The 18892-nt window shown below is 62.7% G+C and carries 18 protein-coding genes and 1 pseudogene; 13 read left to right on the top strand and 6 right to left on the bottom strand.

The annotated features are described in order from the left end of the window. The 3 genes and pseudogenes from AC4BCN_RS27725 to AC4BCN_RS27715 all read left to right on the top strand — a co-directional run. Complete coding sequence (locus AC4BCN_RS27725) at positions 1–1032, top strand: ABC transporter ATP-binding protein (protein WP_128141695.1); 1032 nt, start codon at positions 1–3, stop codon at positions 1030–1032. Positions 1033–1050: 18 nt separating this feature from the next. Next, positions 1051–1995, top strand: coding sequence for a nucleoside hydrolase (locus AC4BCN_RS27720; protein WP_490492208.1), 945 nt, complete (start codon positions 1051–1053; stop codon positions 1993–1995). A gap of 25 nt (positions 1996–2020) precedes the next feature. Continuing rightward, positions 2021–3067: pseudogene (locus tag AC4BCN_RS27715) on the top strand (adenosine deaminase family protein); the annotation flags it as partial. Positions 3068–3077: 10 nt separating this feature from the next. Here the strand turns inward: AC4BCN_RS27715 and AC4BCN_RS27710 are convergent. Continuing rightward, entirely contained in the window at positions 3078–4460 is a 1383-nt protein-coding gene (locus AC4BCN_RS27710) for a short-chain fatty acyl-CoA regulator family protein (RefSeq protein WP_490492207.1), read from the bottom strand. 157 nt (positions 4461–4617) lie between these two features. Between AC4BCN_RS27710 and AC4BCN_RS27705 the strand changes: the two genes are divergently transcribed. The 5 genes from AC4BCN_RS27705 to mmsB all read left to right on the top strand — a co-directional run bounded on the left by AC4BCN_RS27705 (position 4618) and on the right by mmsB (position 10238). Beyond that, positions 4618–6126 (top strand): CoA-acylating methylmalonate-semialdehyde dehydrogenase, encoded by a 1509-nt coding sequence (locus AC4BCN_RS27705; RefSeq protein WP_139090567.1) that lies wholly within the window; start codon positions 4618–4620, stop codon positions 6124–6126. A 9-nt stretch (positions 6127–6135) separates the two neighbouring features. Then, entirely contained in the window at positions 6136–7296 is a 1161-nt protein-coding gene (locus AC4BCN_RS27700; protein ID WP_490492206.1) for an acyl-CoA dehydrogenase family protein, read from the top strand. Next, positions 7293–8078: an enoyl-CoA hydratase gene (locus tag AC4BCN_RS27695; protein ID WP_490492205.1), complete on the top strand. Its 786-nt coding sequence runs from the start codon at positions 7293–7295 to the stop codon at positions 8076–8078. The genes AC4BCN_RS27700 and AC4BCN_RS27695 overlap by 4 nt, the downstream gene beginning before the upstream one ends. Further along, entirely contained in the window at positions 8071–9189 is a 1119-nt protein-coding gene (locus AC4BCN_RS27690; RefSeq protein WP_490492204.1) for an enoyl-CoA hydratase/isomerase family protein, read from the top strand. The genes AC4BCN_RS27695 and AC4BCN_RS27690 overlap by 8 nt, the downstream gene beginning before the upstream one ends. Before the next feature lie 146 nt (positions 9190–9335). Beyond that, entirely contained in the window at positions 9336–10238 is a 903-nt protein-coding gene (gene mmsB, locus AC4BCN_RS27685; RefSeq protein ID WP_076565735.1) for a 3-hydroxyisobutyrate dehydrogenase, read from the top strand. Positions 10239–10425: 187 nt separating this feature from the next. On the opposite strand, the gene AC4BCN_RS27680 is transcribed toward mmsB, so the two are convergent. After that, the gene (locus tag AC4BCN_RS27680; RefSeq protein ID WP_490492203.1) at positions 10426–11007 is read right to left on the bottom strand and encodes a hypothetical protein; all 582 of its coding nucleotides are present in this window, start codon (positions 11005–11007) and stop codon (positions 10426–10428) included. 36 nt (positions 11008–11043) lie between these two features. Next, positions 11044–11643 (bottom strand): hypothetical protein, encoded by a 600-nt coding sequence (locus AC4BCN_RS27675; protein ID WP_490492202.1) that lies wholly within the window; start codon positions 11641–11643, stop codon positions 11044–11046. Positions 11644–11887: 244 nt separating this feature from the next. On the opposite strand from AC4BCN_RS27675, the gene AC4BCN_RS27670 reads away from it, so the two are divergent. Further along, positions 11888–12613, top strand: a complete 726-nt coding sequence (locus AC4BCN_RS27670; protein ID WP_490492201.1) for an HAD family hydrolase — start codon at positions 11888–11890, stop codon at positions 12611–12613. 102 nt (positions 12614–12715) lie between these two features. Beyond that, complete coding sequence (hrcA, locus tag AC4BCN_RS27665) at positions 12716–13732, top strand: heat-inducible transcriptional repressor HrcA (RefSeq protein ID WP_490492200.1); 1017 nt, start codon at positions 12716–12718, stop codon at positions 13730–13732. 48 nt (positions 13733–13780) lie between these two features. On the opposite strand, the gene fur is transcribed toward hrcA, so the two are convergent. Beyond that, complete coding sequence (gene fur, locus AC4BCN_RS27660; protein ID WP_034745717.1) at positions 13781–14212, bottom strand: ferric iron uptake transcriptional regulator; 432 nt, start codon at positions 14210–14212, stop codon at positions 13781–13783. A gap of 195 nt (positions 14213–14407) precedes the next feature. On the opposite strand from fur, the gene AC4BCN_RS27655 reads away from it, so the two are divergent. From AC4BCN_RS27655 to AC4BCN_RS27645, 3 genes are read left to right on the top strand one after another with little or no spacing between them, the layout of a single operon-like run. Continuing rightward, a complete protein-coding gene (locus tag AC4BCN_RS27655) occupies positions 14408–15043 on the top strand; it encodes an outer membrane protein assembly factor BamE (protein ID WP_490493640.1) in 636 nt (211 codons plus the stop codon). Positions 15044–15063: 20 nt separating this feature from the next. Further along, positions 15064–15873 carry a 4-hydroxy-tetrahydrodipicolinate reductase gene (gene dapB, locus AC4BCN_RS27650; protein WP_092607291.1) on the top strand — a complete coding sequence of 270 codons (810 nt, stop codon included), beginning with the start codon at positions 15064–15066 and terminating at the stop codon, positions 15871–15873. A gap of 8 nt (positions 15874–15881) precedes the next feature. Continuing rightward, the gene (locus AC4BCN_RS27645; RefSeq protein ID WP_219328091.1) at positions 15882–16208 is read left to right on the top strand and encodes a barstar family protein; all 327 of its coding nucleotides are present in this window, start codon (positions 15882–15884) and stop codon (positions 16206–16208) included. A gap of 118 nt (positions 16209–16326) precedes the next feature. Here AC4BCN_RS27645 and AC4BCN_RS27640 read toward each other — a convergent pair whose 3' ends face one another. Both AC4BCN_RS27640 and AC4BCN_RS27635 read right to left on the bottom strand, forming a co-directional pair. Next, positions 16327–17574 (bottom strand): CaiB/BaiF CoA transferase family protein, encoded by a 1248-nt coding sequence (locus AC4BCN_RS27640; protein WP_490492199.1) that lies wholly within the window; start codon positions 17572–17574, stop codon positions 16327–16329. After that, positions 17574–18752 carry an acyl-CoA dehydrogenase gene (locus tag AC4BCN_RS27635; protein ID WP_034778773.1) on the bottom strand — a complete coding sequence of 393 codons (1179 nt, stop codon included), beginning with the start codon at positions 18750–18752 and terminating at the stop codon, positions 17574–17576. Before AC4BCN_RS27635 ends, AC4BCN_RS27640 begins: the two co-directional genes overlap by 1 nt. Between the last annotated feature and the right edge of the window lie 140 nt (positions 18753–18892).

The raw sequence follows: 18892 nt of genomic DNA, 5'->3' as shown, positions 1-18892 counted from the left end.
ATGAGTTATCTGGAACTGCACAAGCTGAACCTCGGCTACGCCAAGAACACGACGTCCGTGAAAGACCTGGACCTGCACGTCGAGCAGGGCGAACTGATCTCCCTGCTGGGCCCCAGCGGCTGCGGCAAGACCACCACCATGCGCGCGATTGCCGGCCTGATGCCGCTGCAGTCGGGCCGCATCGTGCTCGATGGCCGCGAGATCGGCAAGCTGGCGCCGAACAAGCGCAATATCGGCATGGTGTTCCAGTCGTATGCGCTGTTCCCGCACCTGAACGTGTACGACAACATCGCTTTCGGTTTGCGCCTGCGCAAGGTCGCGCCGGCCCTGCTGAAAACCAAAGTGGAAGCCGTGATCGCCGCCGTGGGACTGACGGGTTTTGAAACCCGTTTGCCGGCGCAGATGTCGGGCGGCCAGCAGCAGCGCGTGGCGCTGGCGCGCGCCATCGTCGTCGAGCCGGCCCTGCTGCTGTTAGACGAACCGCTGTCGAACCTGGACGCCAAGCTGCGCGTGCAGATGCGCGCCGAGCTGCGCCGCATCCAGCGCGAACTGGGCATCACCATGCTGTACGTGACGCATGACCAGGAAGAAGCGCTGGCCCTGTCCGACCGCATCGTCGTCATGAACGGCGGGCGCATCGAGCAACTGGCCGCGCCGGAAGCCGTCTTCAATACGCCATCGACGCGCTTCGTTGCCAACTTCATGGGTTTTGAAAACCTGTTCGATTACCGCGATGGCGCGCTGCACCACGCGGGCGCCAGCCTGCCATACACGTCTCCCGTCGCTGCCGGCACCACGGTGCTGGGCTGGCGTCCGGACAAGGTGCGCGTCTGCGCCGCCGACGACGTTGCAGGCCAATACCCGGGCACCGTGCTGGCACGGGGCTTCCTGGGCGACACCGTCGAATACCTGCTGCAAACGCCGCTGGGCCAGGTCAAGGGCATCTGTGCGGCCGGCGGCGCCGCCTGGCGCGAAGGCACGGCCGTCTCGTTCGTGCTCCCTGCCGACAGCGCCTTGTGGCTGGCTGCCTAACTTCGACTGGAAACCATCATGGACAAACCCTTGAAAAAGATCTGGCTCGATACCGATCCCGGTTTCGACGACTGGCTGACGATGCTGCTGTTGGGCAGCAATCCCGACATCGAGTGGCTGGGCGTGAGCGTGGTGGCGGGCAATGCGCCCGTCGACATCACCTACGACAACGCCTTGCGCATCAAGGCCCATGATGGCTTGAGGGTACCGATCTACCGCGGCTGCGAAGAGCCGCTGGCCGGCGTCATCGAGACGGCGCAGCGCATCCTCGGCGACAGCGGCATGCCCACGACAGGAGATATTCTGCCGCCCGGCGCCGCCGTTGATGCTGCCGGCCACGCCGTCGACGCGCTGATCGCCGCCGTGCGCGCCCACCCCGGCCAGATCACCATCATGGCGATTGCGCCGATGACGAACCTGGCGACCGCCTTGGCCAGCGCTCCCGACATTGCCGAAAAAATCGTCGAGATCATTTTGATGGGCGGCTCGACCGACCAGGGCAACCACACGGCGGCGGCCGAATTCAATATCTATGCGGACCCGGAAGCGGCCGCCCAGGTCTTCCAGGCCGGCATCCCGCTGCGCATGTTCGGCTTGAACCTGTGCCGCCAGTTGCTGGTGACGAATGGGGAAGTGCGGCAGCTGCGCGCCATCGGCACGCCGCGCGCGCAGCTTTTGTCCGGCTACCTGGAAGCGTACGTGCGCATCCGCAGCGCCGACGGTTCCGTGCCCATGCCCATGTACGACCCCGTGGTGGCCCTGTACCTGGAAGCGCCGCAGCTGTTCCAGTTCCAGAGCGCCCACGTGGCCATCGAATTGACGGGCGAACTGACGCGCGGCATGACGGTGTGCGAGTTCCGCGTACCGCGCCGCGCCCCCATCAACACGCAGGTGGCGATGCTGGCCGACGGCCCGGCCGCCATCGCACTGCTGATGCAGCGCCTGGCCGGCATTCTCGCCTGATCCACTCCATTACGAAACGAGCTTCATGTCTAATTCCCCCCTGAGCATCGAACAGTTTTTACGCGCCATGCCGAAAGTGGAGCTGCATTGCCATTTGTTCGGCACGGTGCGCCAGGCAACCTTCCGCGCGCTGGCCGCCAAGACGCGCAATGTCGTCACGCCCGAGGAAATCGACTCTTTCTACACGCGCGGCGACAAGCCCGTCGGCGTGCTGCGCGTGCTGCGCGCTCTCGACGCGCACCTGATCGTTTCGCCGACGGACCTGTATTGCCTCGCCTACGAATACCTGGAAGACGCGCATGGCCACGGTGTGCGCTATGCGGAGTTTTTCTGGAACCCCACCGGCACCGTGCGCGTGTCGGGCATCCGCTACGAGTCGGCGCAAGACGCCATCGTGGCCGCCATCCGCGACGCGCAGCGCGACTTCGGCGTGATCGGCCGCTTGATCCCCAGCATCGACCGTGAAGCCAGTCCTGCCGAAGCCGTGCAGATGGTGGAATGGATGAAGGCTTACCGTGCGCCGGAAGTCATCGGCATCGGCATCGATTACCGCGAAAACGACCGCCCGCCGGAACTGTTCATCGAAGCCTACCGCGCCGCTCGCGCAGCCGGCTTCAAGTGCACGGCGCATGCGGGCGAATTCGGCATGCCGTGGATGAACGTGGAGACGGCCATCGAACAGCTGCAGGTGGACCGGGTCGACCATGGCTACACGATTGTCGACAACCCGGAACTGGCGCAGCGCTGCGTGGAGCGCGGTCTCGTGTTTACCGTGGTGCCGACCAATTCCTATTATTTGCGCACCCTGGCGCCCGAGCGCTGGGCGCTCGATCATCCGATCCGCGCCATGGCCAAGCTGGGATTGAAACTGCATCCGAACACGGACGATCCGACCCTGCACCACGTAACGCCGACGGGCGCCTGGATGATGATGCGCGAATTCGGCTTCGGCCTCGACGACATGCGCGGCTTCATGTTGAATGGCCTGGACGCAGCCTGGATAGCCGAGTCCACGCGGCGCGACTGGCGCGCGGAATTTACGCGCGAATTCGACGCGCTGCGCGCCCGGGTAGTCGAACGAATCAAGCAGATACGGGCGGCGGCAGCAGCAGCGATGGAAACGCCCGCTGCGGGCAGCTTTGGCGCTCGCACACCTTGCAGCCCGTGCCGATCGGCGTGGCGCTGGAAGGGTCGTGCAGATCGAGTCCCTTCGAATAGATCAAGCGGTGTGCCTGCGAGATGTCGCAGCCCAGCGCCACGGCAAACGTCTTGCCCGGCGCGCGAAAGCCTGGCGACGCCGTGCTGACCTGGCGCGCGATCCACAGATACGTGCAGCCGTCTGGCATGCTGGCCACTTGCGTCAACACCTGTCCCGGATGGCTGAAGGCGTCGTAGACGATCCACAGCGGGCAGGTGCCGCCCACTCTTGAGAAATGAAAGTCCGTGGCCGACTGGCGCTTCGAGACATTGCCGGCGCGGTCGACGCGCACGAAGAAAAACGGCAGCCCCGCCGCGTCGGGGCGCTGCATGGTGCTCAGGCGGTGGCACACGGCTTCGAAGCCCACGCCGAACTGGTGCGCCAGGCGCTCGATATCGTAGGCGCGCGTTTCCGCCGCCTGCAGGAAGCGCTGGTAGGGCATCAACAGGGCGCCCGCAAAATAATTGGAAAACGCCAGGCGCGCGCCCGTTTGCGCGGCCGCGCCGGACAATCCCGCCGCCAGCACGAGAGCGTCGATCAGGTCGCTGTGTTCGAGCAGGCTGATTTGCGCCGCCATCTGGAAGGCGCGCTGGCCGCCTGTCAGGGTGTCGGGCAGCCACAGTATCTGTTGCTGGGCGTCGTAGCGGTGCTTGCGCACCATACCCGCGTCGCCATCGGACAAGCGCACTTCGATGCCGTGGCGTTCCAGCAGCCGGCCTTGCAGCGCGTCGAGCGTGCGCAGGGCGGGATCGAATTCGCCGGCCACGAGTTCCGCCGCCCGGTCCAGCTCATCGATATAGTTTTGCCGCCGGTTCAGGTATTCGCGCACTTCCTCGTCCGTGGACGGGGCCGCCGAGCTGGCGCCGCGGCTGCCGTCGTCGAGGCGCGCGGCTAAAGTGTCGGCCCGCTCCGCCATCACGCGGTAGCGCCGCTGCAGCAGCAAGATCGAGCGGGCCAGTTCCGGCATGTTTTCCACCAGCATCTTGAGTTCCGCCATCGAGGTGGGCGGCGCGTCGGGCAATTCGCCAAACACGTCGCGCACGTCGGCCACGAGGCTGGCGCTATCGTGTTCGGAAAAGATTTGCGGATCGACACCCAGCACCGTGCCGATGCGCAGCAAAATAGGCACTGTCAGCGGGCGCTGGTTGCGCTCCATCTGGTTCAGGTAGCTGGGCGAAATACCCAGGGACTTGGCCAGCGCCACCTGCGTCATGCGCCGTTCCTCGCGCAGCCGCTGCAGGCGCACGCCCATGAAAACCTTTGCCATCGCGTTTCCTCTTCCCCGGTTTGTGGAATCTGCAAATTTACAATCTTTGCAGATTAACAGATTCAGCTTTGCATTATCTCGCATTTTCACGCCTTGTTCGCGGCGGCGATTGTGCGAATAATGCAAACAGACTTATACCCACACAAGGAGACACCGAGTGACCACGCAAAACGCTATTCCGACCGTTCCCCTCTTGATCAACGGCGAGTGGGTTGAATCCCAGACCACCGTCTGGCGCGACGTCGTCAACCCGGCCACGCAGGAAGTCTTGGCCAAGGTGCCGTTCGCTACCCCGGACGAAGTCAACGCGGCCATCGCCTCGGCCCAGCGCGCCTTCAAAACCTGGCGCAAGACGCCGATCGGCGCGCGTGCCCGCATTTTCCTCAAATTGCAACAGCTGATCCGTGAAAACATGGCCGACCTGGCCGCCACCTTGACGATGGAACAGGGCAAGACCTTGCTCGACGCGGAAGGCGACGTCTTCCGTGGCCTGGAAGTGGTGGAACACGCGGCCAATATCGGCACCCTGCAAATGGGTGAATACGCGCAAAACGTGGCCGGCGGCGTCGATACCTACAGCGTGATGCAGCCGCTGGGCGTGTGCGCCGGCATTACTCCGTTCAATTTCCCCGCCATGATCCCGCTGTGGATGTTCCCGATGGCAATTGCCTGCGGCAATACTTTTGTGTTGAAACCATCGGAACAAGATCCGCTCGTGACGGAAAAACTCGTGCGCCTGGCCTTGCAGGCGGGCATCCCGGCCGGCGTGCTGAACGTGATCCACGGCGGCGAAGACGTCGTCAACGCCCTGTGCGACCACCGGGACATCAAGGCCATCTCGTTCGTTGGCTCCAGCAAGGTGGGCACGCATGTGTACCAGCGTGCCAGCCTGAACGGCAAGCGCGCGCAATGCATGATGGGCGCCAAGAACCACGCCGTCGTCTTGCCGGATGCAAATAAAGAACAGACCTTGAACCAGTTGCTGGGCGCGGGTTTCGGCGCGGCCGGCCAGCGCTGCATGGCCGCCTCTGTCGCCGTGCTGGTGGGCGAAGCGCGCGCATGGCTGCCGGAATTGTCCGCCAAGGCGCAAACCCTGACGGTAGGCGCGGGCAAGGACAATCCTGACCTGGGTCCCGTGATTTCCTGCGCAGCCAAGGAGCGCGTGCACAGCCTCGTTGCCAAGGGCATCGAACAGGGCGCCGTCTTGACTCTCGATGGCCGCGACGTGAAAGTCGATGGCTATCCGAACGGCAACTTCGTCGGCCCGACGATTCTGTCCGGCGTGAAACCCGGCATGGTCGTGTATGACCAGGAAATCTTTGGCCCCGTGCTGATCGTTGTCGAAGTCGACACCCTGGATGAAGCGATCGCCCTGGTGAACGCGAATCCGAACGGCAACGGCACGGCGCTGTTTACGCAAAGCGGCGCGGCCGCCCGCTACTTCCAGGAAGAAATCGACGTGGGCCAGGTCGGCATCAACGTGCCCATTCCTGTGCCCGTTCCCCTGTTCAGCTTTACGGGTTCGCGCGGCTCCAAGTTGGGCGATCTGGGCCCGTTCGGCAAGCAAGTCGTGCTGTTTTACACGCAGACGCAAACGATTACCCAGCGCTGGTTCACGGACGCGGCCTCGGTGGGCAAGGTCAACACGACCATCAGCCTCAAATAAGGAGCTGGCATGGACTTTGAACTGAGCGACGAGCAGCGCGAGTTCCAGCAGGCGGCGCGCGCGTTTGCCGAAGGGGAACTGGCACCGCATGCGGCCCATTGGGATGCGGAATCGATCTTTCCCGTGGAAACGATTGCCAAGGCGGGCGAGATGGGCTTTTGCGGCCTGTACACGCCGCAGCGCTGGGGCGGCCTGGGCTTGAGCCGCCAGGATGCGGCCATCGTCTTCGAGGAGCTGGCCGGTGGCTGCACCTCGACCACGGCTTACATCACGATTCACAACATGGCAACGTGGATGCTGTCGCGCTGGGGTCAGGATGCCCTGTGCGACGAGTGGGTGCCTGCCCTGGCCGCCGGCCAGAAGCTGGCCAGCTATTGCCTGACGGAACCGCAGTCGGGTTCCGACGCGGCATCCTTGCGCACGAAAGCCGTCAGGGATGGCGACTTTTATGTGCTGGATGGAACCAAGGCCTTCATTTCGGGCGCAGGCCAGACGGACATGCTGATCGTCATGGCGAGAACCGGCGGCGAGGGCGCGGCCGGCATTTCCGCGTTTGCCGTGCCGGCCAATTTGCCCGGCATCGTGTATGGCAAGAAGGAAGAAAAGATGGGCTGGAACAGCCAGCCCACGCGCATCATCAGCTTTGACCAGGTGAAAGTTCCTGTCGGTAATTTGCTGGGCGCGGAAGGCGAAGGCTTTGCCATTGCCATGAAGGGCATCGACGGCGGGCGCATCAATATCGCCGTGTGCTCGGTGGGCACGGCGCAGGCGGCCTTGACGCGCGCGCAAGCGTACATGAAGGAGCGCACGCAGTTCGGCCGCGAGCTGGCGCAATTCCAGGCCTTGCAATTCAAGCTGGCCGACATGCTGACCGAACTGGTGGCGGCGCGCCAGATGGTGCGTCTGGCTGCCTGGAAACTGGACCAGGAAAGCCCGGACGCCACGGCGTATTGCGCCATGGCAAAGCGTTTCGCCACGGATGTGGGTTTCAATGTGGCCAACGATGCGCTGCAATTGCATGGCGGCTATGGTTACATCCGCGAGTATCCGCTCGAGCGCCACGTGCGCGATACGCGGGTGCACCAGATCCTGGAAGGGACGAATGAAATCATGCGCCTGATCGTCGCGCGAGCGATTTTGAAAGACGGCGCCACGGAGACCTTACGATGAGCAAAGTGTATACAAATTTATTGCTGGAACGCCGTGGCCACACGGCCCTGGTGACCCTCGACAACCCGCCCGCCCACACGTGGACCTTGGCCAGCCTGAACGGGCTGACGCAACTGGTGGCGGACCTGAACGCCGACCCCGACGTGTACGCGCTCGTGATCACGGGCGGCGGCGCCAAGTTCTTTTCGGCTGGCGCCGACTTGAACGTGTTTGCTGACGGTAACAAGGACACGGCGTTTGCCATGGCCGCCGCGTTTGGCGAGGCGTTCGAGGCATTGTCTACGTTTCGCGGCGTCAGCATCGCCGCCATCAATGGCTATGCCATGGGCGGCGGGCTCGAATGCGCGCTGGCCTGCGACATCCGCATCGCGGAAGAGCACGCGCAGATGGCCTTGCCGGAAGCGTCCGTCGGCCTGCTGCCGTGCGCGGGCGGCACGCAGCACTTGCCATGGCTGGTGGGCGAAGGCTGGGCCAAGCGCATGATTTTATGCGGCGAGCGCGTCGATGCGGCCAAGGCACTGGCCATCGGCCTCGTCGAGGAAGTCGTGCCAACCGGCAAGGCTGCCGCCACGGCGCTGGCCCTGGCCGCCAAGGTGGCGCGCCAAAGCCCCAGCAGCGTGACGGCGTGCAAGACCCTGATCCAGGGCGCGCGCAGCCATCCGCTCGTCAATTCTCTGCCCGATGAACGCACCCTGTTCCTGGGCCTGTTCGATACGCAAGACCAGAAAGAGGGCGTGCAAGCGTTCCTGGAAAAACGTCCGGCGGAGTGGCGCAATGGCTGAAACCTTGGTTGAAAGCACCCTGATTGATACATTGAAGATCGAGGAGCGCGACTGTCCCGGCGGCATGAAGCTGGGCGTCATCACCCTCGACGCGCCGAAGTCGCTGCATGCATTGACCCTGGACATGATACGCGCCATCGATGGCGCCCTCGTGCGCTGGGCCAGTGACGACGCCATCGCCTGCGTGGTGCTGCACTCGTCGACCGACAAGGCCTTTTGCGCGGGCGGCGACGTGCGCAGCCTGCGCTCGGCCGTTGCCGAGCAGCCAGGTATCGTGCCGAACCCGCAGGCGCTGGCTTTCTTTGCCGAGGAATACCGGCTCGACCACCGCATCCATACGTATGTGAAACCGCTGCTGGTGTGGGGCGGCGGCATCGTCATGGGCGGCGGCCTGGGTCTGATGGCGGGCGCCAGCCACCGCGTCGTGACGGAAAGCACGCGCATCGCCATGCCGGAAATCACGATCGGCCTGTTCCCCGACGTGGGGGGCAGCTGGTTCCTGGGCCGCATGCCGGGGCGCAGCGGCCTGTTCCTGGGCTTGACGGGTGCGCCGATGAACGCGGCCGACGCCCTGTTCTCGGGTCTCGGCGACTATTTCCTGCGCCAGGAGGAGCGCGCCATGGTGCTCGACGCTCTGGCGCTGGCGCAATGGCAAGCCAGCCCGCAGGAAAACAGCGAGCAGCTGGACCGCTTGCTGCGCGGCTTTTCGGCCCCGGCATCCATGTTGCCCGTCTCGGAAGTACGCGCCAACTTCGACGCCATCGCCACCCTGACGCAAGCACCCACCTTGCCCGAAGTGGTGGCCGCTATTGCCGCCTATGACGGCGATTCGGCCTGGCTGCAAAAGGCGGCCCATTCGCTGGCCAAGGGTGCGCCCAGCTCGGCCGCTTTGGTCTGGGCCATGCGCGACCGCACACGCCACATGAGTTTGGCGCAAGTGTTCCAGCTGGAACTGATCGTGGCCGTGCAATGCTGCGCCCATGCGGACTTCAGCGAAGGCGTGCGTGCTTTGCTGATCGACAAGGACAACGCGCCGCAGTGGCAGCCGGCCAGCCTGGCCGACGTCGGCGATGCGTATCTGAATGAATATTTCGCGGCGCCATGGAGATAGCATCCTTTGGCCGATTTACCCATTTAAACATTTAAGTAGTGCATAAAAATGCTCAGGGCTAGGCGCCTTGCCGAAGGCAGTACGACTAGTACGACGAGGCAAGGCAACAACGCCATGGGCTTTTTTAGGCGCTACAGGAGACATACATGCAACATATCGCTTTCATCGGCCTGGGCAACATGGGCGCACCGATGGCCCGCAACCTGGTGGCCGCCGGCTTCCACGTGTCCGTCTTCGACCTGGCGCCAGCAGCCGTCGCATCCCTCGTTGAAGCGGGCGCCACGGCGGCTGCTTCCGCCAGCGCGGCCGTACAGACGGCCGACGCCGTCATCACCATGCTGCCAGCTAACAAACACGTGCAGGAGCTGTACTTGGCGGCCGGCGGCGTGCTCGATTCGGCCAAGCCCGGCGCCCTGTTCATCGATTGCAGCACCATCGCCGCCGATGTGGCGCGCCAGGTGGCGCAGGCGGCCAGCGAACGCGGCTTTGCCATGATCGATGCGCCCGTCTCGGGCGGCACGGCGGGCGCGGCGGCCGGCACGCTGACCTTCATCGTCGGTGGCAGCGAAGCGGCCTTGCAGCAGGCGCGTCCATTGCTGGAAAAGATGGGCAAGAACATCTTCCATGCGGGCGAGGCGGGTGCGGGCCAGGTGGCGAAGATTTGCAACAACATGCTGCTGGGTATCTTGATGGCCGGTACGGCCGAGGCGCTGAACCTGGGTGTGGCGCATGGACTGGACCCAAAAGTGTTGTCCGACATCATGGCCAAGAGTTCGGGCCGCAACTGGACCCTGGAAGTGTACAACCCGTGGCCCGGCGTCATGGACGGCACGCCCGCGTCGCGCAATTACACGGGCGGCTTCGGCACAGCGCTGATGCTCAAAGACCTGGGCCTGGCGCAGCAGTCGGCCCTGTCGGCGAACGCACCCACGCCTTTGGGCGGGCTGGTGCGCCAGCTGTATCAGATGCATGCGCAAGCCGGTTATGCGCAGCAGGATTTCTCCAGCATCGTGCAAATGCTGCAGCCGGGCTTGAATAAATCTGCCTGAGGAATTTTGGGCAAAAAAAAGCCCGCTGGTAAAAGCGGGCTAAATCCAATTCTTGGAAGAGTTGGAGGAGACAGATGCATTATGCTGCATCGCCACATATAACTCCAATTTATCTTTAGAATATCAAATATAGATTTTAGTGATATCTCTTCCTGGCAGCCGCGTGGCGGCTGCCAGCGTCACCGCCTTAGCCCGGATTGCAGGCGATCTGCACGGTGGTCACGTTCGCTTCGCCCATCACGCCGACGCCGGTGCCCGGCGCTACGGCGCATACCAGGCCAGTCGGCTGGGTGAATACGCTGATACCGTACTTGTCGCCATCGGCGACAGGCGCCGCCAGGGTAAAGGTCGTGCTGCCTTTGGCCACCGTGGTTTGCGCATTGCCGTTGATCAAGACCAATCCATCCGCCGTCAGGCCGCTAACCGTGCCGCCCACCGTATACCTGTTTTGCGAACAGGAAACCGATGCCTGGATACTGACGTAGTGGCCAGCCGAACCGGTGCCGCCACTGATGGTGCAATTCATGTGGGCGGGTTTTGCTTGCACCGTGATGTTGTAGTCGGTGCCATAGTCGATGCGTTTGCCAAAGGTGAACGTGGTGGTGCCGGCTTTGGCAGGGAGCGTGTCGCCGCCGTTGACCAGGATCAGGCCGTTGGTGTTCAAATTGCTGATGGTGCCGCTGACATCATACGAGGCCTTGCCGCCGCAAGCGGCCAGTCCCAGGGTCAGCAACAGCGCGGCGAGTGGGCGCAGGCAGGATAACTTCATGTATTTCTCCAATATAGTGGTGACGAATCGCGTGGCTTACAGCGCCGTGCAGTTCAGTGTGGCGCCGGTCGTGGCGGCGGAACCCATGGTGCCGACGACATCGCGGCCGTCGGCACTGGCCGAACCCACGAACTTGCAGGTCTGGCCCGCTGGATAGGTCGTTATCACCATGCCGTACTTAATACCGTCATCGACCGTCGCAAACGTATAGGTGGTGCTGCCTGCCAGCGGGCTGGTGCTGTTGTTGCCAATGGACAAGGTCAGGCCGTTCGCGGTCAGGCCCGTGATCGTGCCGCTCAGCGGGTAGCTGTTGGTCAGGCAGCTAACCAGGCCGGCGATCGCGGAGTAGCTCGACGCCTTGCCTGCGCCGTTGACCACTTTGCAGACGGCGCCTTTCGGCTGCTGCTTGATGGTAATGTCATAGCGGTCATCATTGTTGAGCAGCTTGGTGAACGTAAAGAAGGTCGCGCCGGCTGCAACGGGCAAGCTTTCGTCGCCATTCTGGAGGATCAGGCCATCTTTTGCCAGGTTGGACACTTGGCCTTGCAGATACAGATTGCCGCCGCTGCCGCCGCAGGCCGCCAATGTGACGGCGCAAGCCGCCGCCAGCATCGAGCGCAGGTACAAATTTTTCATACATTCTCCAAAACGAATTAGGTTGGGTAGCGCAACGCGGACGCTGGCGCCGCATTGGAATGGCGCCTATTTTAGTCTATCTGGCAAGCTGAATGATCTTGCCTTGTATCACCCTGTAACAATTTTTCGCCGGGAAGCGCTGGCCCGGCCCCATTTCATGGGGGCGCAGCCATGCCGGAGGCGGCGATCGGTGCGACAATAGACGCAGGCTGCGCACTGTGGCGCGGCATCCACCGTGAATCCCATGTCCCTTGCTACTGTAAAACCTGCCGTGCCGCCCAAGGCGATCCTGTTCGATCTTGACGATACCTTGTGGCCCATCGCGCCCGTGATTGCCGCCGCCGAAACCCTGCTGCACGACTGGCTGGCCACGCATGCGCCCAAGGTGGCGCAGCAGTTTTCCATCGAGGTGCTGCGCCAGCACCGCCTGGCCATGCTCAATGAACAACCGCGTTTTCATGGCAATCTGATCGAGTTGCGCCGCGCGGGTCTGCTGACCGCCTTCGAGGCCGCCGGCGAGGATCCCGCCCTGGTCGACGGCGCCATCGCGCAGTTTCTGGCGGCGCGCCATCGCGTCCAGCCGTATGACGATGTCTTGCCTGGCCTGGCCTGGATGGGCCAGCGCATGCTGGTCGGCTCCATCTCGAACGGCAATGCGGACCTTGACATTATCGGCCTGGCGCAGCATTTTAAAGTGTCGATTGCCGCCAGCGACTTTGGCGTCGCCAAGCCCGACGCCAGCATTTTCCTGGCCGCTTGCACTGCGCTGGGCGTGGCGCCGCATGAAGCCGTGTATGTCGGCGATGACCTGTATTTCGATGTGACGGGGGCGCAAGGGGCGGGCATGCGTGCCGTGTGGATGAACCGCAAGGGCAGCGACGCCCACCTGGCCGCCGGCGTGCAGCCCGACGCCATCTGCGCCAACTTTGATGAATTGCTGCTGTGGCTGCAGGGGCAACTGGAAGATTGATCGCCGCCGGACGGGCGAACGTGCATAATAGGCGCTGTTGATGCACGTTCGGCCGCTTTCGTTGCCGCTTGCCTAACAAAATACTTGCTTAAATAAAACACCATGCAACTCGATACACGTGCCCAAACACTGCTGAAAGCCCTGGTCGAGCGATATATCGCCGACGGCCTGCCGGTCGGTTCGCGCGCCTTGTCGAAAATTTCCGGCCTCGACCTGTCGCCGGCCACGATCCGCAACATCATGGCCGATCTGGAAGAGCTCGGTTATGTGTCCAGTCCGCATACCTCGGCCGGACGCATCCCCACGCCGCGCGGCTACCGCATCTTTGTCGACACCTTGCTGACCGTCCGGCACCTGGATGAGCACATGGTGGAGTCGCGCATGCGCCTGCAGACGCCGCAGCCGCAAAAAACCATCGCCAACGCGGCGCAGATGCTGTCGTCGCTGTCGCAATTTGCCGGCGTCGTGCTCAGCCCGCGCCGCGAATCCGTGTTCCAGCAAATCGAATTCCTGCGCCTGTCCGAAAAACGCATCCTGCTCGTCATCGTCGCCCCCGGCGGCGACGTGCAGAACCGTTTATTGCTGACGGAGGCCGACTATACGCCGGCGCAACTGGTGCAATCGGCCAACTACATCAACCAGAATTATGGTGGCCTGTCATTCGACGCCGTGCGCGTGCGCCTGCAGGGTGAGCTGCGCCAATTGCGCGACGACATGGGCAGCCTGATGCAGGCGGCCGTGGAAGCGGGCAGCGAAGCGATGGCCGACCATAGCGACGACATGGTGATTTCCGGCGAGCGCAACTTGCTCAGCGTGAGCGATCTGTCATCGAATATGCATTCGCTGCGCCAGATGTTCGACATGTTCGAGCAAAAAACGGGCTTGATGCAACTGCTCGACGTGTCGAGCAAGGCGACGGGCGTGCAGATTTTCATCGGCGGCGAATCGAACCTGGTGCCGATGGATGAAATGAGCGTGGTGACGGCGCCGTATGAAGTCAACGGCAAGATCGTGGGAACGTTGGGAGTGATCGGACCGACGCGCATGGCTTACGAGCGCGTCATCCCGATTGTCGATATCACGGCCAAGTTGCTGTCAAGCGCGCTCAGCCAACATTGATCGTACTGCCTGACGCGCCAGCCGTTCCATGGGAACGGCCGGAACGAATCAGGCGGTTTTGTGCGGGCAAGCCGTCTTGGTACAGTTGCCGTAGATGGCCAGCGCGTGTTCGGCGATCTTGAAGCCGCGCTCTTCAGCCACTTTTTGCTGGCGGATTTCGATTTCTTCGTCAAAGAATTCTTCGACCCGGCCACAGTCGAGGCACACCAGGTGGTCGTGGTGGGAGCCTTCGTTGAGTTCGAAAATCGCCTTGCCGGTTTCAAAATGGTTGCGGTTGAGCAAGCCTGCCTGTTCGAATTGGGTCAGGACGCGGTAGACAGTTGCCAAGCCGACATCCATATTGTCGGCCAGCAGAATCTTGTAGACGTCTTCCGCAGTCAGGTGGCGTACCGGGCTACTCTGGAAGATATCGAGTATCTTCAGCCGTGGCAGGGTGGCTTTCAGGCCGCTTGCCTTGAGATCACTAGGATTGTTACTCATGTTTGTTGCTCGTATGTGGGTCAGGTGCTTTATCATATAGCGTTTTAGCGGGGAGTGCCAAAATATGCATTTTTTGGCAGGCCGGCCACTCCTGGCGTTTTGTTCATCAAATTGAGGTCATTTATGCGCGTAACACCGGCTGTATTGCCATCTCTCTGGCACCGTATTTCATTCCGAGCACCAGTCGTGGCAGGCATGGTCTGTGTCGCGCTGGCCATGTCCGGCTGCGCCAGCCGTGGCATCCTTGGCGAAAAGCCGGCAGCTGCTCAAAAAGAAGGCAAGGAACTGGTCCCCGAACAGGGCGCACAAACGACCACCATTACGCCGCTGCAAAAATTCATGTGGTTTTTCTCGCCCTACCGTCCTGACATTCAACAAGGCAACTTTGTCTCCGAAGAGATGCTGGCCCAGTTGAAAGTGGGCATGACGCGCGACCAGGTGCGTTTCGTCCTCGGCACCTCGCTGCTGACCGATATCTTCCATGCCGACCGCTGGGATTACCCATTCCGCCTGGCTCGGGGCAGTGGCGAAACCACCAGCAGCCGCGTCGTCGTGTACTTCGGCAAGGATGGCAAGGTTGAACGTTTCGAAGGCGGCAACTTGCCGACGGAGAAAGAATACATCGACCGTATCGCCGGTCCGTCGCCGTTCGCCAAGGTCGCCAAGGCCGACGTGCCTGCCGCCGTCGTGCCATCGCCCGTGGCGCCAAGCGCCGTGCCGGTGCCAGCCGATGCCGCCCCTGCTATTCCTGTGAGCAAGCCTGAAGTTGCACCCGCAACGGCGCCAGCCGCCGAGCCTGTACCTGCACCTGCTGCCGAACCCACCAAATAAGCTGTTGCAAGAGAATAAAAATGACTGAACTGAAAATCGCCATCGCTGGCGCCAGCGGCCGCATGGGCCATATCCTGATCGAAGCGGTCAGCAACGCACCCGACGCCGTGCTCGCTGGCGCGCTCGATCGCGCCGGTTCGCCGTCCGTCGGCCAGGATGCCGCCGCTTTTCTCGGCAAGCCTGCCGGCGTGCTGATCGAGTCCGACCTGGCCACCGGCCTGGCCGGCGCCGATTACCTGATCGACTTCACGCGCCCCGAAGGCACTTTGCAGCATCTGGCGTATTGCGCCGAGCACGGCATCAAGATGATCATCGGCACCACCGGTTTCGATGACGCTGGCAAGGCCGCCATTGCCGCCGCCGCCGAAAAGACGGCCATCATGTTCGCCCCGAACATGAGCGTGGGCGTGAATGTCACCATGAAGCTGCTGGAACTGGCCGCGAAAAGCCTGTCCGAAGGCTATGACATTGAAATCATCGAAGCGCATCACCGCTTCAAGGTCGATGCGCCATCGGGCACGGCCCTGCAAATGGGTGAAGTGGTGGCTGGCGCCCTGGGCCGCGATTTGAAGGAATGCGCCGTCTACGGCCGCGAAGGCGTGACGGGCGAACGCGACCCGTCGACCATCGGCTTTGCCACCATCCGCGGCGGCGATATCGTCGGCGACCATACGGTGCTGTTTGCCGGCATCGGCGAGCGCATCGAGATCAGCCACAAGTCGAGCAGCCGCGTCACCTACGCCCACGGCGCCCTGCGCGCCGCGCGTTTCCTGGCAGACAAGCCGACCGGCCTGTTCGACATGCAGGATGTGCTGTCGCTGAAGAACTGAGGAAGACCATGGCCACTGCCATCCTGAATGGAAAAGACATCAGCGACGAAGCGAGCTTTCACGCGCAATGCGTGCAAGCCTTCGGCTTCCCCGAGTTCTACGGCAACAGCATGGATGCCTGGGTCGATTGCCTCAGCTATTTGCGCGATGACGAAAACATGACGCAGTTCCGTTTGAAACCGAATGAAGTGCTGGAAATCGTCGTGCAGGATGCGGCAAGCATGAAGGCGCAAGTGCCGGACTTGCTGGAAGAAATCACGTTCTGTATCGCCGGCATCAATGAGCGCTATGACGATTATGGCGAAAAGCCGGCGTTGAAGCTGGTACTCAAGTAAATAGAATCGTAGGTCGGATTAGGCCCTGCGGGCCGTAATCCGACAACATTGTTGGCGCTGGGTGCGGTGTCGGATTACGCGCAAGCGCTAATCCGACCTACGTTCTTCCAATCAATCTTTACACCACCTTGCGCTCACGCAAGCCGTCAATTTCCGCACTGTCCAATCCCAGCCACTGCTGCAGCACTTCCTGCGTATGCTGCCCCAGCAATGGCGGCGGCAAGCGGTATTGCACCGGAGACTGAGACAGGCGCACGGGATTGGCCACCAGCGCCACCGTGCCCGCCGTCGGATGCGGCATCTCCACTTTCAAGCCACGCGCCACCACTTGCGGGTCGGCAAACACCTGGTCGATGCGGTTGACGGGGCCGCAGGGCACGGCTTGCGCCTCGAACGCGCTGATCCACTCGGCCGTCGTGCGCATGACAGTGGTCTGGCGCATCAAGGGGATCAGGATCGCCCGGTGCGCCACGCGCTGCGGATTGGTGGCGAAGCGTTCATCCTGCGCCCATTCCGGGTGGCCGGCGACGGCGCAAAAGCGCGAAAACTGCCCATCGTTGCCGATCGCCAAAATCATGTCGCCATCGGCCGTAGGAAAGTCCTGGTAAGGCACGATGTTCGGATGTGCATTGCCCATGCGCTGGGGCACCTTGCCGCCGCACAAGTAGTTGGCCGCCTGGTTGCCCAGCGCCGCCACTTGCACGTCCAGCAAGGCCAGGTCGATATGCTGGCCCAGGCCCGAGCGTTCCCGTTCGGCCAGTGCCGCCTGCACGGCGATGGTGGCGTACAGGCCCGTCAGGATGTCCGTTTGCGCCACGCCCACTTTTTGCGGGCCGGCGCCCGGCTGGCCATCGGGCACGCCCGTGATGCTCATCAAGCCGCCCATGCCCTGGATCAGGAAGTCATAGCCGGCGCGCGCCGCGTACGGCCCATCCTGGCCGAAGCCCGTGATGGAGCAGTAGACGAGACGCGGGTTGAGTGCCAGCAAGCTGGTCGCATCGAGGCCGTATTGCTTCAAGCCGTCCAGCTTGAAGTTTTCCAGCAGCACGTCCGATTCGGCAGCCAGCTTGCGCACCAGTGCTTGCCCTTCGGGCGTGGCCAGGTCGATGCACAAGGAGCGCTTGTTGCGGTTGGCACACTGGAAATAGGCGGCCTCGGCGGTGTCGCGACCATCCTCGTCTTTCAGATACGGTGGACCCCAGGAGCGCGTGTCGTCGCCGCGGCCCGGCTGTTCAACCTTGACGACGTCGGCGCCCAGGTCGGCCAGCATTTGCCCGGCCCATGGGCCGGCCAGCACGCGCGACAGGTCGAGCACGCGCAAGCCGGTCAGCGGCGCGGGCCGCAAGGTGGAAGCCAAGGCGTCCATTAGTTGAAGGCGGCGATGCCGGTGATGGCGCGGCCGATGATCAGCGCGTGCACATCGTGCGTGCCTTCGTAGGTGTTGACCACTTCCAGGTTGACCAGGTGGCGGATGACGCCGAACTCGTCGGAAATGCCGTTGCCACCCATCATGTCGCGCGCCATGCGGGCAATATCGAGCGCCTTGCCGCAGCTGTTGCGTTTCATGATGGACGTGATTTCCACGGCCGGCGAGCCTTCATCCTTCATGCGTCCCAGGCGCAAGCAGCCTTGCAAGCCCATGGTGATTTCCGTCAGCATGTCGGCCAGTTTCTTTTGCACCAGCTGGTTCGCTGCCAATGGGCGGCCGAATTGCTGGCGGTCCATCGTGTATTGGCGGGCCTTCAGGTAGCAGTCTTCGGCCGCGCCCAGCGCGCCCCAGGCGATACCGTAGCGGGCGCTGTTCAGGCAAGTGAACGGGCCTTTCAGGCCGCGCACGTCGGGGAAGGCGTTTTCTTCAGGGCAGAACACTTCATCCATGACGATTTCACCGGTGATGCTGGTGCGCAAGCCGACTTTGCCGTGGATTTCCGGCGCCGACAGGCCTTTCCAGCCTTTTTCCAGCACGAAGCCGCGGATCGCGCCTTCATCGTCCTTGGCCCAGACGACGAACACGTCGGCAATCGGGCTGTTGGTGATCCACATCTTCGCGCCCGACAGGCTGTAGCCGCCCGGCACTTTACGGGCGCGCGTGACCATGCTGCCCGGATCGGAGCCGTGGTTCGGTTCCGTCAGGCCGAAGCAGCCGATGAATTCGCCCGTCGCCAGTTTTGGCAGATATTTCTGTTTGGTTTCTTCATTGCCGAAGGCGTTGATCGGCACCATCACCAACGACGATTGCACGCTCATCATCGAGCGGTAGCCCGAATCGACGCGCTCGACTTCGCGTGCGGCCAGGCCGTAGCAAACATAGTTTAGGCCGGCGCCGCCGTATTCTTCGGGAATGGTGGTGCCCAGCAAGCCCAGTTCGCCCATTTCGCGGAAGATGGCCGCATCCGTGCGGCCATGGCGGAACGATTCGAGTACGCGTGGCACCAGGCTGCCCTGGCAATAGTCGCGGGCCGCTTCCAGCACGGCGCGTTCGTCGCCCGTCAGTTGTTCTTCCAGCAGCAGGGGGGAATTCCAGTCGAATACGGTTTTGCTCATCACAGGCCTCGCAGGTGAGCGCCGATGATCGGCGCAAGATTGAATATGGCTCATGGTAGATTTTTGCCTAGCCTTGCGCAAACGATTTTTTTGCACCCAGACATGCGTGTTGCGCATATCTTGCGGCATACTAGGAGCCT

The organism is Janthinobacterium sp. Bl 1 (genome assembly GCF_058215535.1).
This window is presented reverse-complemented; position numbering and strand designations above follow the sequence as displayed.

Bases quoted from the DNA above. Each gene is read 5' to 3' on its own strand.
- AC4BCN_RS27725 (WP_128141695.1), top strand. From the start codon at position 1: ATGAGTTATCTGGAACTGCACAAGCTGAACCTCGGCTACGCCAAGAAC.
- AC4BCN_RS27720 (WP_490492208.1), top strand. From the start codon at position 1,051: ATGGACAAACCCTTGAAAAAGATCTGGCTCGATACCGATCCCGGTTTC.
- AC4BCN_RS27710 (WP_490492207.1), bottom strand. From the start codon at position 4,460: ATGGCAAAGGTTTTCATGGGCGTGCGCCTGCAGCGGCTGCGCGAGGAA.
- AC4BCN_RS27700 (WP_490492206.1), top strand. From the start codon at position 6,136: ATGGACTTTGAACTGAGCGACGAGCAGCGCGAGTTCCAGCAGGCGGCG.
- AC4BCN_RS27695 (WP_490492205.1), top strand. From the start codon at position 7,293: ATGAGCAAAGTGTATACAAATTTATTGCTGGAACGCCGTGGCCACACG.
- AC4BCN_RS27690 (WP_490492204.1), top strand. From the start codon at position 8,071: ATGGCTGAAACCTTGGTTGAAAGCACCCTGATTGATACATTGAAGATC.
- mmsB (WP_076565735.1), top strand. From the start codon at position 9,336: ATGCAACATATCGCTTTCATCGGCCTGGGCAACATGGGCGCACCGATG.
- AC4BCN_RS27680 (WP_490492203.1), bottom strand. From the start codon at position 11,007: ATGAAGTTATCCTGCCTGCGCCCACTCGCCGCGCTGTTGCTGACCCTG.
- AC4BCN_RS27675 (WP_490492202.1), bottom strand. From the start codon at position 11,643: ATGAAAAATTTGTACCTGCGCTCGATGCTGGCGGCGGCTTGCGCCGTC.
- AC4BCN_RS27670 (WP_490492201.1), top strand. From the start codon at position 11,888: ATGTCCCTTGCTACTGTAAAACCTGCCGTGCCGCCCAAGGCGATCCTG.
- hrcA (WP_490492200.1), top strand. From the start codon at position 12,716: ATGCAACTCGATACACGTGCCCAAACACTGCTGAAAGCCCTGGTCGAG.
- fur (WP_034745717.1), bottom strand. From the start codon at position 14,212: ATGAGTAACAATCCTAGTGATCTCAAGGCAAGCGGCCTGAAAGCCACC.
- AC4BCN_RS27655 (WP_490493640.1), top strand. From the start codon at position 14,408: ATGGTCTGTGTCGCGCTGGCCATGTCCGGCTGCGCCAGCCGTGGCATC.
- dapB (WP_092607291.1), top strand. From the start codon at position 15,064: ATGACTGAACTGAAAATCGCCATCGCTGGCGCCAGCGGCCGCATGGGC.
- AC4BCN_RS27645 (WP_219328091.1), top strand. From the start codon at position 15,882: ATGGCCACTGCCATCCTGAATGGAAAAGACATCAGCGACGAAGCGAGC.
- AC4BCN_RS27640 (WP_490492199.1), bottom strand. From the start codon at position 17,574: ATGGACGCCTTGGCTTCCACCTTGCGGCCCGCGCCGCTGACCGGCTTG.
- AC4BCN_RS27635 (WP_034778773.1), bottom strand. From the start codon at position 18,752: ATGAGCAAAACCGTATTCGACTGGAATTCCCCCCTGCTGCTGGAAGAA.